Annotated in this window: 10 protein-coding genes; 7 read left to right on the top strand and 3 right to left on the bottom strand. The window is 73.2% G+C overall.

Going from position 1 to position 13,264, the window contains the following annotated elements; all coding sequences use genetic code 11:
- Nucleotides 1-37 precede the first annotated feature (37 nt).
- Complete coding sequence (locus D9V36_RS17500; RefSeq protein ID WP_129294608.1) at nt 38-913, top strand: hypothetical protein; 876 nt, start codon at nt 38-40, stop codon at nt 911-913.
- A 93-nt stretch (nt 914-1,006) separates the two neighbouring features.
- Nucleotides 1,007-2,566 carry a hypothetical protein gene (locus D9V36_RS42630; RefSeq protein ID WP_129294607.1) on the top strand — a complete coding sequence of 520 codons (1,560 nt, stop codon included), beginning with the start codon at nt 1,007-1,009 and terminating at the stop codon, nt 2,564-2,566.
- Nucleotides 2,567-2,863: 297 nt separating this feature from the next.
- On the opposite strand, the gene D9V36_RS17490 is transcribed toward D9V36_RS42630, so the two are convergent.
- Nucleotides 2,864-3,739 (bottom strand): peptidoglycan-binding protein, encoded by an 876-nt coding sequence (locus D9V36_RS17490; protein ID WP_129294606.1) that lies wholly within the window; start codon nt 3,737-3,739, stop codon nt 2,864-2,866.
- Nucleotides 3,740-4,761: 1,022 nt separating this feature from the next.
- Here D9V36_RS17490 and sucC point away from each other — a divergent pair.
- Together sucC and sucD are read left to right on the top strand one after the other, a co-directional pair.
- Entirely contained in the window at nt 4,762-5,937 is a 1,176-nt protein-coding gene (sucC, locus tag D9V36_RS17485; protein WP_129294605.1) for an ADP-forming succinate--CoA ligase subunit beta, read from the top strand.
- A gap of 20 nt (nt 5,938-5,957) precedes the next feature.
- Nucleotides 5,958-6,842: a succinate--CoA ligase subunit alpha gene (gene sucD, locus D9V36_RS17480; RefSeq protein WP_006603733.1), complete on the top strand. Its 885-nt coding sequence runs from the start codon at nt 5,958-5,960 to the stop codon at nt 6,840-6,842.
- Between the two features lie 239 nt (nt 6,843-7,081).
- On the opposite strand, the gene D9V36_RS17475 is transcribed toward sucD, so the two are convergent.
- On the bottom strand, nt 7,082-7,939 hold the full coding sequence (locus D9V36_RS17475; RefSeq protein ID WP_129294604.1) for an RNA polymerase sigma factor: 858 nt from the start codon (nt 7,937-7,939) through the stop codon (nt 7,082-7,084).
- Nucleotides 7,940-8,062: 123 nt separating this feature from the next.
- On the opposite strand from D9V36_RS17475, the gene D9V36_RS17470 reads away from it, so the two are divergent.
- Nucleotides 8,063-9,703, top strand: coding sequence for a cell division protein PerM (locus tag D9V36_RS17470; protein ID WP_241720907.1), 1,641 nt, complete (start codon nt 8,063-8,065; stop codon nt 9,701-9,703).
- Nucleotides 9,704-9,773: 70 nt separating this feature from the next.
- On the opposite strand, the gene D9V36_RS17465 is transcribed toward D9V36_RS17470, so the two are convergent.
- Nucleotides 9,774-10,682, bottom strand: a complete 909-nt coding sequence (locus tag D9V36_RS17465; RefSeq protein ID WP_241720906.1) for a hypothetical protein — start codon at nt 10,680-10,682, stop codon at nt 9,774-9,776.
- A 276-nt stretch (nt 10,683-10,958) separates the two neighbouring features.
- Between D9V36_RS17465 and purN the strand changes: the two genes are divergently transcribed.
- Nucleotides 10,959-11,615, top strand: coding sequence for a phosphoribosylglycinamide formyltransferase (purN, locus tag D9V36_RS17460; RefSeq protein ID WP_129294603.1), 657 nt, complete (start codon nt 10,959-10,961; stop codon nt 11,613-11,615).
- Nucleotides 11,612-13,177, top strand: a complete 1,566-nt coding sequence (gene purH, locus D9V36_RS17455; protein WP_129294602.1) for a bifunctional phosphoribosylaminoimidazolecarboxamide formyltransferase/IMP cyclohydrolase — start codon at nt 11,612-11,614, stop codon at nt 13,175-13,177. The genes purN and purH overlap by 4 nt, the downstream gene beginning before the upstream one ends.
- Nucleotides 13,178-13,264 lie beyond the last annotated feature (87 nt).

Genomic DNA, 13,264 nt, shown 5'->3' with positions numbered 1-13,264 from the left:
GTCCCGGCTGTCCCCGTCCGTAGGGGAAGGTCCCTCCTTGTCTGCTGTGCTCGCCCTGCCTGCCGCCGTGCGCCTCCCGCGCGCCGTGGCCGCGCGGCGTGCGCTGCTGGCCGGGCTCTTCCTGGTGGGCTTCGTCGCCCTCGGCTTCGCCTTCGGTCCCGGCGCCCATGCCGACGACCGCACGCGGAGCGCGGAGCTGACCGGGGTGGCAACCCCGGCCAAGGCCGCGTCCGAGGCGTCCACCCCGGACCGGGCCGCCACCCGGGACGGGGCGGCGAACGAGCTGTCCGGCTCCAAGGCCGCGCTCCAGCGGCAGGGCAAGGCGTCCGGCGCGAAGCTCGCCGAGCACGCCCACGCCACGTCCGACGCGGTGGCCAAGGCCGTACGGCCCGCCGCCGAGCAGGCCGCGCCGGTCACCGACCGGATCACCCGGCCGGTGAACCGTGTCGTACGGGAGGTCGGGGACTCGGCAGGCGCCGCGCTGCCCGTGCACCTCCCGTCCGGTGAGCACAACGGAGGCTCCGGAGACGGCGCGACGCACCAGCACGGTCGTACGCCGGGCAAGGCACAGCCGGCCGGTCCGCGGACCGCTGACCGGGCCGCCGGCCCGTACGCCGTGCCGTCGTCGGACGTTGCCGGCCGCCTGCACAAGCCGGCCGCCGAGCACCCCTCGGCCGCCGCCCACGAACAGCACGCCCCGGGCCGCAACGGCCTTCCGGGACCGTGCCCGCAGGCTCCGGTGGCGCCTGCCTCGCACACCGCCGGTGACGGTCACGGCCCCCGTGGCGGGGACCAGCATGTCGCCGCCCCGGCGGACCCCCTGCGCTTCCGGCTCCTGCCCGGTGGCGTCCGCACGGCCGATGGCGCTCCGACGCGTCGGCGTGCCGAAGAAATCCTCGAATTCCCGGGCTAGGGCAGACCGCTCCGCGTCTGTAACCGACCTGCCGCGCGGGGGCGGGACAGGTCTGCCCTTTCACCCCTTTTGAATTCGAAGGACTTCACCTCCATGCGCTCGAACATCCGCCGTTCCATCGTCGTTGCCACCGCCGCCACCGGGCTGTGGGCCCTGGGCTCCGTCGCCGCCAACGCCGCCGAACTGCCCGTCGGTTCGGACCTGCCGGCCGCCGGCACGGTGACCGGCACGGCGAAGCAGCTGCCCACCGGTGACGCGGCCGGCACCGTGACGAAGACGGCCAAGACCGTCACCACGACCGCCAAGACCGCCACCTCGACCGCCAAGGGCGCGGCGGGCAAGGCCACCGGTGTCCTCGGCGGCGATGTGACCACCCAGGACCTGCCCACCGGCAAGCTGCCGCAGGCCGGCGACCTGACCGGCGCGGTGGACGGCGTGCGCAAGCAGGCCCACGGCGCCGGCCTGCCGAAGACCGGTGAGGTGCGCAAGGCCGCCGACCTGAAGAAGGCCAAGAAGGCCGCCAAGGCCGTCAAGAAGGCCGCCAAGGCCGCCGACCTGGGCAAGGCCGGCCGTCTGGCGCAGGGCACGCTGCCCTCCGTCCCGTCGCTGCCCGCCACCCCGGGCGTCCCGTCCGCCCACCTGCCCCAGGGCCTGCCCGGCACCCCGGCGCTGCCCAAGGCCCCCGCGCTGCCCAAGGCTCCGGGCTCGGTCGACAATCTGCTGGCCGGTCTCGCCGGTGCGGGCATCCGTCCCGAGCAGCTGACGAAGCCGGTCCAGGGCGGGCTTGCCACCGCCCGTCCGGTCGTCGGCAAGGCGGCCTCCGACGTGCTGCCGCCCGTCGCCCGCCGGGTCGTCGTCAAGGTCGTGCCGGTCGCGCAGGACGCGGTCGGCGGTGCCGGTCACCTCGCCGGTGACGCGGCAGGCCAGGCCACCCCGTTCGTGATCACGGTCGGCGGCCAGGCGCAGCTGTTCGCGCAGGGTGCTGCCGCCGACGCGGTGCCCTTCGCCCAGGGTGTGGCCGGCGACGCGGTCCCGTTCGCGCAGGGTGTGGCCGGCGACGCGGCGCCGTTCGTCCAGGGCAAGGCGACCGACACCGTGGCGTTCGCCCGGGGCGCGGCCGCTGACGCCACCCCGTTCGCGCAGGGTCTGGCCGCCGTGGTCGCGACCGACGCGCAGGGCACCGCCGGCCAGGCCGTCGCCGGTGTGCGGGGCCTGGCCCCGGTGAAGTCGGTGCCGGCCGTTCCTTCCGTCCCTTCCGTCCCGTCCGTGCCGGCCGTCCCGTCCGTGCCGGCCGTCCCGTCCGTGCCGGCCGTCCCGTCCGTGCCGGCCGTCCCGTCCGTGCCGGCCGTCCCGTCCGTGCCGGCCGTCCCGTCCGTGCCCGCCGTGCCCGCCGTGCCCGCCCACGTGACTGACGCCCTCCCGGCCGTCCCGTCCGTGCCCGCCGTCCCGGCCCACGTGACCGACGCCCTCCCGGCCGTGCCCGCCGTCCCGGCCCACGTGACCAACGCCCTCCCGGCCGTCCCGGCCAACCTGACCGACGCCGTTGCCGTTCCGGCCGCGCCGGCCCTCCCGGCCGTGCCCGCCAACCTGGCCGACCTGACCAACGCCGCCAACATCCCGGCGCTGCCGACCCTCCCGGTCCAGGCGGTCTGAGGCCTCAGGCCGACACCACCGGACCTCGGCCGCGGCGGCGGCCGAAGCCGGAACACCCATGAACAGCCGGGCGGACCTCTGTGGGGGAGGGCCGCCCGGCCTTGGTGTTTCCACCCCACGACCGCAGCACCGCATCACCACCGCGCCGCCCCACCGCGCCGCCCGCCACCGCACCGCTTCCTTAGCCCCCCGGTGCGCCAACGAGCCGTCCAGAGCTACGCGTTGGACTGCCTGCCTGCCTGCCTGCCTGCCTGCCTGGCTGGCTACGGACTACCCGCCGGGCTACGGGCTCCCGGGCTATGTGCGGGGCACCCGCAACCGCTCCCAGCTGACCCGCCCCGGCACCCCGTCCGCGTCCTCGCCATGGAAGCCGAGCTTGCGCTGCCAGGCCGCGTACGACTGCCGGTCCGCCTCGGTCCACTCCGGACCGGGGCCGATTTCGTAGTGGTCGCAGTCCTCGGCCACCAGCCGCTTCCCCATCGCCGTGATCACCGGGCTGCGGGTCCCGGACCGGAAGAAGTCGCGGCCGGGGAACGGCTCGTACGCCGGCTGCTGCGGCTCAGGTGCGCCCTCGGCCGGCTTCGCCAGCCGCTTCTTGATCCGGCCCCGCAGGTCGTTCATCGCGACGCCCCGCGGGTCGACCTTCCCCGGCTGCCATTCGAGGTGCCCGATCACCGAGCGTTCGCTCCAGCCGTGCGCCCGGCAGACCGCCGCCGCGGCCTTCTCCATGGCGACCTGCTGTGCCCCGGGCCAGGGGTCCTTGCCGTCGCCGAGGTTGATGCATTCGAAGCCGTAGAAGTGCGGGTTGCCGTCGGTGTCCGCTTCGTCGTCCGGCGGCAGCTCCGCGTCCTCGTGGATCACCGCACGCAGCACGTCGCCGTCGCCCAGCCCGGCGTGGTTGGCCCGGCCGTTGCCGACGAGATGGACCTCGCCCTGCTTGTCGATCACGCCGTGACACAGCGGCCCGGGCAGGTCGGAGCGCCCGTCGTAACACAGGTCCACCGTGCTGTCGGTGCCCTGCGTGGCGGTGTGATGGATCATCACGCCGTTCACCGGGCCCCAGGGGCCCTTGGCGTTCCGATTGTGCTCACGCCAGTCGCGCACCTCGTGGACCACCAGGCCCTCGTTGCGCAGCGCCGCGAGGAGCTTGCTCGCGGTCAGGGGAGTGGCCATCGGTCCGTACCTCCTGCGTCGGCCGCGGCTTCGGCCGCCGCGGTGGTCTGTGCCCTGCCCGGCACCGGACCCGCCGCGTCGTACGTCGCTTCCGGCGCCGGGTGTGGGGGCACCGGGAAATCGAGAAAGAAGGAGCGGGACCAAGCCTGAAGCGTGTGACTCCTGAAGCGTGTGTCTCCTGATGCGTGTGACTTCTGATGGGTGTGACTTCTGATGCGTAGGTATCCGTGAGCGCTCAAGACAGTGTCCGTAGCGGGAAGTTGAAGGGTCAAGGTGCCTTCCGGACCCGCCTTCTGAGGACCTCTTCCCCTCATGGATTCCCGTGCCGTCGGAACCGGAATCGCCGGAGGCGGGGCGCACAGAGGCGTACCGGGAGGAGGCCGCGGGCGATGCGCGACGTGAGCGCGCAGGCCGAGTGACAACGGGCCCGTCGCAGGGCGGAGCCGACGGCCTCGCACGGAGGGGCCCCGACTGCCTCGCCCTTCAAGATCGTCTGAGGCGGTCGAAAAGCGACACACGGCATTCCGGCGACGATGGCGACGGATGGCGACGGATGGCGACGATAAAGAGCCCCCGCCAATCAGCCCCCGCCAATCAGCCCCCGACAATCAGACCCCCAGCCCCCGCCAATCAGCAGACCCCAGCCCTCGCCAATCAGACCCCCAGCCCCCGCCCCATCAGATCCCCGGACCCGCCGACCAGGCCCCTCCAAACCCCCCTCCCGGCAAACCACCCCACCGCAATCCAGCTCACGACAAACCGGCCGACGGCATGCAGAAATCCCGAGAAGGCGTAACTTGGCCAAAAGATCTGTGATGGTAATCACCGCTGGAGTGTGATCTGCGATTTAGGGACGCACGTCCTCCGGCGATAACCTGCGGGACGGACATGCCGCGTATCCGGTCACCGTGTACGCCTCCCTCAGTGACAGCGCCGTCACGTTGCCCTTCGCGGCACGCCCATCGCAGACGAACGAACCGCGATCACTACGGCGATTCTGAGAAGACAAGGGACGGACGCGCGTGGACCTGTTCGAGTACCAGGCGAGGGACCTCTTCGCCAAGCACGGTGTACCGGTGCTGGCCGGTGAAGTCATCGACACGCCTGAGGCGGCGCGCGAGGCGACCCAGCGGCTGGGCGGCAAGTCGGTCGTCAAGGCGCAGGTGAAGGTCGGTGGCCGCGGCAAGGCCGGCGGCGTGAAGCTGGCCACCAGTGAGGACGACGCGGTCGAGAAGGCCGGTCAGATCCTGGGCATGGACATCAAGGGCCACACGGTCCACAAGGTGATGATCGCCGAGACCGCTCCGGAGATCGCCGAGGAGTACTACGTCTCGTACCTCCTCGACCGCACCAACCGCACCTTCCTGGCCATGGCCTCCGTCGCCGGCGGCATGGACATCGAGGAGGTCGCGGCGACCCGGCCCGACGAGCTCGCGAAGGTCCCGGTCGACGCCAACGAGGGCGTCACGATCGAGAAGGCCCGCGAGATCGTCGCCCAGGCGAAGTTCCCGGCCGAGGTCGCCGAGAAGGTCGCCGACGTCATGGTGACGCTGTGGAAGACCTTCGTCGCCGAGGACGCGCTCCTCGTCGAGGTCAACCCGCTCGCCAAGGTCGCCAGCGGCGAGGTCATCGCCCTCGACGGCAAGGTGTCCCTGGACGAGAACGCCGAGTTCCGCCAGCCGGAGCACGAGGCCCTGGAGGACAAGGACGCGGCCAACCCGCTCGAGGCCGCTGCCAAGGCCAAGGGTCTGAACTACGTCAAGCTCGACGGTCAGGTCGGCATCATCGGCAACGGCGCGGGTCTCGTCATGAGCACCCTGGACGTCGTCGCCTACGCCGGCGAGAAGCACAGCAACGTCAAGCCCGCCAACTTCCTCGACATCGGTGGCGGCGCCTCCGCCGAGGTCATGGCGAACGGCCTGGAGATCATCCTCGGCGACCCGGACGTCAAGTCCGTGTTCGTCAACGTCTTCGGTGGCATCACCGCCTGTGACGAGGTCGCCAACGGCATCGTCCAGGCCCTGGAGCTGCTCAAGTCCAAGGGCGAGGACGTCAACAAGCCCCTGGTCGTGCGTCTCGACGGCAACAACGCGGAGCTCGGTCGCGAGATCCTGTCGAAGGCCAACCACCCGCTGGTGCAGCGCGTGGACACCATGGACGGCGCGGCCGACAAGGCCGCCGAGCTGGCTGCTAAGTAAAGGACGAGGACACAACAACCATGGCTATCTTCCTGACCAAGGAAAGCAAGGTCATCGTCCAGGGCATGACCGGTGCCACTGGCATGAAGCACACCAAGCTGATGCTCGGTGACGGCACCAACATCGTCGGCGGTGTGAACCCGCGCAAGGCCGGCACCAGCGTCGACTTCGACGGCACCGACGTGCCCGTCTTCGGCTCCGTCGCCGAGGCGATGGAGAAGACCGGCGCCGACGTGTCCGTGCTCTTCGTGCCGCCGGCCTTCGCCAAGGCCGCCGTCGTCGAGGCGATCGACGCCGAGATCCCGCTGGCTGTCGTGATCACCGAGGGCATCGCGGTGCACGACTCCGCCGCCTTCTGGGCGTACGCGAAGTCCAAGGGCAACAAGACCCGGATCATCGGCCCGAACTGCCCCGGCCTGATCACCCCCGGCCAGTCCAACGCCGGCATCATCCCGGGCGACATCACCAAGCCCGGCCGCATCGGTCTGGTGTCGAAGTCCGGCACGCTGACCTACCAGATGATGTACGAGCTCCGTGACATCGGCTTCTCCTCGGCCGTCGGCATCGGTGGCGACCCGGTCATCGGCACCACCCACATCGACGCCCTCGCGGCGTTCGAGGCGGACCCCGACACCGACCTGATCGTGATGATCGGCGAGATCGGCGGCGACGCCGAGGAGCGTGCGGCCGACTTCATCAAGGCCAACGTCTCCAAGCCGGTCGTCGGCTACGTCGCGGGCTTCACCGCGCCCGAGGGCAAGACCATGGGCCACGCCGGCGCCATCGTCTCCGGTTCCTCCGGCACCGCCCAGGCGAAGAAGGAGGCCCTGGAGGCCGCCGGCGTCAAGGTCGGCAAGACCCCGTCGGAGACCGCGCGGCTGGCCCGCGAGATCCTCGGCGGCTGACTGCCTCCCGGCGTCGTTGCCGGAAGGGACGTAGACGTACGTCGTCCTTGACGGCCGCCGGCGATGCTGCCGGCTCTCGCCCTCGTGGCGTTTCGCCCCCGCGGTGGAAGAGAACTTCCGCCGCGGGGGCGCTCGGCGTTCGGGCGGGGCGGTGCTGGGCGTTGGGCACGGTGCGTCCCGGGCGGACCCGGAGCGTGGCGCCGGCCCTCAGTCGGCCTCGGGCGCCCCTCAGTCGTCCCTCAGCGCACGTCCGGCACCAGACGGGCCTCCCGCAGCCTCTTCCGTACCGCGGCATTGCCCTGCTTCCTGACGTCCGCGCCACGGTGCCCGGTGGGTGAGACGGCGACATGCGGCGCGGTCGCCAGGGGCTTGTCCGGGGGCGGCGTGTAGCGGTCCGGCGTCACGAGCATCATCACCACCGCCACCAGCGCGAACCCTCCGGCCAGCCCGACCGCCGCCCTGGTGGTCCGCAGATCGCTGCGTTCGGCGTCGCTCCGTACGCGCTCCGCGGCGGTCGGCGTCACCTGCTGCGCGGCCGTCAGCGCGATGAGCCGGGCCCGCAGGATCTCGCCCTGCCGCACCGGCGGGTGCCCGGCGAGCCCCAGTTCCGGCAGCCGCTCGGCGATCCCTTCCCGCGCATGCGTCAGCCGCCCGGCCGCGGCCGGGGTACTCGCCTCGATCTCCGCCGCGGTCTCGTAGAGCCCCAGCCCGACCCCGTCGTGCAGCAGCAGCGCCCGCCGGTAGGGGGCGGGCAGCCGCAGCAGCGCCGCCAGCAGCGCACGGTCCGCCCGCTCGCCGGTCTCGTGGAAGCGCTTCGGTTTCCGGGCGGTCCGCAGTCCGGGACACAGCCGGTGCCAGGGCGTCAGCGCGTACTCGTACGCGGCCGCCCGCACCCACCCTGCCGGATCCGGGTCCACCGCGACCTGCGGCCAGTGCTGCCAGGCGCGCCGGAACCCCTGCTGCACGGCCCGCCGCGCGAGCCATGGCCGCCCGGTGAGCAGATACGTCTGCCGCATCAGCGCTGCCGCGTGCCGGGTGTGGAGGTCGTCGAAGGCGGCGGCGGCCTGCTCGGGCCGGGGCCTCTCGCGCCGGGTCATCGGGTCGTCTCGCGCTGGGTCATACAGAGCAGTGTGGAAAACCGGCATTGCCGGACGCAGCGCGACACGTCGGGCATTTCGCCAGTGCGGGGAGGAAACGCCTCTTGTTGGCAGCATGGCCGCGTGAGCCAGTTGACCGAGCGTGGCCCCACCCTGTCCTCGCACGGCCGAGCCGCCGCGCAGCGCTCGTCCGCGATCGGCGCGGCGTTCCTCGGCGGTGTGACGGCCGCCGGCCTCGGCCTCGGCGCGCTGGCGGTCGCCGTGCTGCTGCTCTGGGTCGCCTCCCCCGCGCCCGACAACGGCCCGTCCCGGGCCCTGCACCTCGCCGCCGACCTGTGGCTGATGGCGCACGGCGGCGCCCTCGAACGCACCACGGGCCACTTTGCCGTCCCGGTCGCCGTGACCCCGCTGCTGCTCGCCGTCCTCCCGGTCTGGCTGCTCCACCGGGCCGCCCGCCACACCCTGGCGACCGCGGCCGACGCTCGCACCGGCCCCGGCGCGGGCCCCGGCAATGCCGCGGACGCCACCCTGGCGGTGGTGCCGCGCACCCTGCTCGGTGCGCTGCTCACCGGCTATCTGCTGGTCGCGGCCGCGGTGCTGATCTACGCCTCCGCCGGGGAGCTGAGCGCCGAGCCGCTGAGCGTGCTGGCGTCCGTACCGGCCACCGCGCTCGCCACGCTCGCCGGTACGGGCTGGTTCCTGCTCCGGCACCCCGGCGCCGATCTGCTGCCCGCCTGGGCGCTGCGGGCCGGGGCCGCGGTGCCGGACGGCCTGCGCAGCCTGCTCGGCGGCCCCCGGTTCGCCGTCGCGGCGCGCGCCGCCGGTGCCGCCCTCGGCGCCCTGCTGGCATCCGGCGCCCTGCTCACCCTGCTCTCCCTCGGCCTGCACGCGGGCCGGGTGTGGGGCGACCTGCTCCGGCTGGCGCCCGACTGGGCGAGCCACGCCACGGTGCTGCTGCTGTGCCTCGTCCTGCTCCCGAACGCGGCCGTCTGGGGCGCCGCCTATGCCCTGGGGCCGGGTTTCACGGTCGGCGCGGGCAGCGCGGTCGGCCCGCTGGGTGCCTCGCCGCCTTCGGCGCTGCCCCGGCTGCCGCTGCTCGGCGGGCTGCCGGATGCCGGCCCGGGATACCCGCTGACCTGGGCGGTGGCCGTGGTGCCCCTGATCGCGGGGGCGCTGCTGGCACGCTCGGTCGCCCGCTCGGTGACCCGTTCCGGGCCGTCGGTGCCCGGCGCTGCGGGACGCCCCTGGTCGTGGTGGACGACGGCGTGTGCGGCAGCCCTGGGGGCCGGTCTCTGCGGCGCCGTCACGGCAGTGCTCGCGGGCCTCTCCGGTGGCGCGCTGGGCACCGGAGCGCTCGCCGCGTTCGGCCCGAGCTGGTGGCGTACGGGCCTCGCGGCAGCGGGCTGGACCGCCCTGACCGGCGTCCCGGGCGCGATCGCGCTACGGGCCTGGCGGCTGCGGGCGGGCCGGCGGGGTCGGGACGAGGACACCTGCCCCGGCGCCACGGCGGGCCGTACGGGCACCGCGACCGGCCCCGGCGTGGCGACGGCGGATGGCGAGGGCGCCGGCCCCGGCCCCGGCCCCGATGACCTCACGGCCACCGATCGGGCGGCCCCCACGGAGCCGACTGCGGCCACGGAACCAACTGCCATGGAGCCGGCGACCGCGGAATCGCCTGCCTCAAAACCGGCCACCACGGAGCAGCCGGCCACCGAACCGGCCATCACGAAGCCGGTCGCCGCCCCCGTCACCCCGAACGGCTGACCGGCCGCGCCTCCCGCTGCCTACTGCCGCCTACTACCCAGCTGCCTACTGGCTGCCTACGACCTACTACCTACTGCCGCGCGCTCAGCAGCGGCCGCAGCTCCCGCGGCAGCAGTTGCTCGCAGGACTTGCCGGCCGATTGGGTCAGGGCGTCGTTCACGCAGGTGAAGTAGTCGCGGTAGACGATCTGCACGGTGAAGGTCGCGGCCACCATCACCAGCGCCAGCGAGGCGGTCACCAGGCCCGCGATCGCCGCGGTGACCTGCGGCCGGGTGCTGCCCGGCGAGGCAGGGGCGCCGGGCTGTGCGCCCGGGGCCGGCGGGGCGGCGGGGGCGGGGCGCCCCTCCATGGCGGCGGTGGTGGCCGCCGCGTCGGCCTTCGCCGGGTTCGGCTTGGCGCGCAGCGAGCTGATGCCCCAGTACAGCGCCAGTGCGGCCAGCAGCAGAGCGACCTCCGGCAGGCCGAACAGCACGCAGAAGAACGCCCAGAGCCCGCCGAGCAGTGCGAAGCGCGCCCTGCGCTGGGCCGGGTCGGTGGGGTCCCAGCGCAGCCCGCCGGGGCTGCCGGGGCCACCGGGGCCGTTGCCCTGCTGGCCGTTGCGGCTGCCGGGGCGGGTGCCGAAACCGCCGCTCTGCCGTCCCGGCTGCCGGGGGCTCCACTGGCTGCCCCAGCCCGGTGCCGGCTCGTCCTGCGACGGCCGGTCCTCATCGCCGTTGCCGTTGCCGTCACCGTTGCCGTGCGGGGCGGGGTGGCGCGGGCGCCACTCCTGGTCGGGCGCGTCGGCCGGCGGCGGGGCGAAGGGGTTGTTGTCCTGGTCGGAGTCCGGGGAATGCGGGGCGGCGGGCTCCGGCGACGAGGACGACGGCTTGCGCTCACGCGGCAGCAGCACCATCCCGGGGGAGATGGTGGGCTGGGGGCACCACCCAGCGGTAGCCGGGGGAGGGAGCAGGAGGGCCGCGCGGCGGCGTCGGTCCGTCATCTGGAGTGCGTCTTCCCCTTGTCTCGTCTGTCTCGTCTTGCGTCGTCTCTTGCGTCGTCCGTACGCGGGCCGTCACAACAAGCGCCCGGTTACCACGAACTGCACGCAGTCTTAGGCCTGACGCTACCTCCCGTGCCCGCCCCCGTCCCGTGGGGGCCGCGCGGTGTGCCGGTATCGTTGCTGACGGTCGGCGCCTTCGTAGGGTTCCCCGGATCTGCGGTATCCGCAGTCTTGTACGACCACACAAAGCACGCGAGATCGGAAAAGAGCCCCGCCGTGGCTTCCTCCCCACCCCCCGCCCAGCCCGCCGACCCCGGCCGCCCGGCCCGCATCGTCGTCCTGGTCTCCGGTTCCGGAACGAACCTGCAGGCACTGCTGGACGGCATCGCCGACCTGGGCCCGCAGGAGTACGGCGCCGAGATCGTGGCCGTCGGAGCCGACCGGGGAGCGATCGCGGGCCTGGAGCGTGCCGCGGCCGCCGGGCTCCCCACCTTCGTCTGCCGGGTCAAGGACTACGACAGCCGTGCGGACTGGGATGCGGCGCTCACCGAGGCGACCGCCGCGTACGCGCCCGATCTGGTGGTCTCGGCCGGTTTCATGAAGATCCTGGGCAAGGAGTTCCTCGCCCGCTTCGGCGGCCGCACCGTCAACACCCACCCGGCGCTGCTGCCGAGCTTTCCCGGTGCCCATGGCGTGCGCGACGCGCTCGCGTACGGCGCGAAGGTCACCGGATGCACCGTCCACTTCGTCGACGACGGCGTCGACACCGGCCCGATCATCGCCCAGGGCGTGGTCGAGGTCCGGGACGAGGACGACGAATCCGCGCTGCATGAGCGCATCAAGGAAGTCGAGCGATCGCTGCTCGTCGAGGTCGTGGGGCGTCTGGCCCGGCACGGCTACCGCATTGAGGGACGAAAGGTACGTATCTCGTGACCGTCACCGAAGGTACGCAGCGGCCCATCCGCCGCGCGCTGGTCAGCGTCTATGACAAGTCCGGGCTGGAGGAGCTGGCGCAGGGGCTGCACGCGGCGGGCGTCCAGCTCGTCTCGACCGGGTCGACGGCCGCGAAGATCGCCGCCGCCGGGGTGCCGGTCACCAAGGTCGAGGAGCTGACGGGCTTCCCCGAGTGCCTGGACGGCCGGGTCAAGACCCTGCACCCCAAGGTCCACGCCGGCATCCTGGCCGACCTCCGCCTGGAGGACCACCGCCGGCAGCTGGCCGATCTCGGCGTCGAGCCGTTCGACCTGGTGATCGTGAACCTCTACCCGTTCCGGGAGACCGTCGCCTCCGGCGCCACCCCCGACGAGTGCGTGGAGCAGATCGACATCGGCGGCCCCTCGATGGTCCGCGCCGCCGCCAAGAACCACCCCTCGGTGGCCGTGGTCGTCAACCCCGCCCGCTACGCCGATGTCCTGGAGGCCGTCACCGGCGGCGGCTTCGAACTGACGCAGCGCAAGCGGCTGGCGGCCGAGGCCTTCCAGCACACCGCGGCCTACGACGTGGCGGTCGCCTCCTGGTTCGCCGACGGCTACGCGGCCGCTGACGACTCCGCCTTCCCCGAGTTCCTGGGCGCCACCTACGCCCGCAAGAACGTCCTGCGCTACGGCGAGAACCCGCACCAGGGCGCCGCGCTCTACGTGGACGGCAGCGGCGGGCTCGCGGAGGCCGAGCAGCTGCACGGCAAGGAGATGTCGTACAACAACTACACGGACACCGACGCCGCGCGCCGGGCCGCGTACGACCACGCCGAGCCGTGTGTGGCGATCATCAAGCACGCCAACCCGTGCGGTATCGCGGTCGCCGCGGACGTCGCCGAGGCGCACCGCAACGCGCACGCCTGTGACCCGCTCTCCGCGTTCGGCGGCGTCATCGCCGTCAACCGCCCGGTCTCCGTGGCGATGGCCGAGCAGGTCGCCGAGATCTTCACCGAGGTCATCGTGGCCCCCGGCTACGAGGACGGCGCGGTCGAGATCCTGGCCCGCAAGAAGAACATCCGGGTGCTGCGCTGCCCCGACGCACCGTCGAACCCCGTAGAGGTCAAGCCCGTTGACGGCGGTGCCCTGCTCCAGGAGACCGACCGGCTGCAGGCCGAGGGCGACGACCCCGCGAACTGGACGCTGGCCAGCGGGACTGCACTGTCCGCCGACGAGCTGGCCGAGCTGGCCTTCGCCTGGCGCGCCTGCCGCGCCGTGAAGTCCAACGCCATCCTGCTCGCCAAGGACGGCGCCACGGTCGGTGTCGGCATGGGCCAGGTCAACCGCGTGGACTCCGCGAAGCTCGCGGTGCAGCGGGCGGGCGAGGACCGGGCGCGCGGCTCCTACGCCGCCTCCGACGCCTTCTTCCCGTTCCCGGACGGCTTCGAGGTGCTGGCCGAGGCCGGCGTCAAGGCCGTGGCCCAGCCCGGCGGTTCGGTCCGCGACGAACTCGTCGTCGAGGCCGCCGCGAAGGCCGGCGTGACGATGTACTTCACCGGGACCCGGCACTTCTTCCACTGAGCCCGGGCCCGAGCCCGAGTCCGGGCCTGAGCCCGAGTCCGAGCCTGATCAGCCGGTACCGGAGTGAAAAAGGGCCGCACCCCAGCC

It is taken from the genome of Streptomyces lydicus, assembly GCF_004125265.1.
Classification (GTDB): domain Bacteria; phylum Actinomycetota; class Actinomycetes; order Streptomycetales; family Streptomycetaceae; genus Streptomyces; species Streptomyces lydicus_C.
This window is presented reverse-complemented; position numbering and strand designations above follow the sequence as displayed.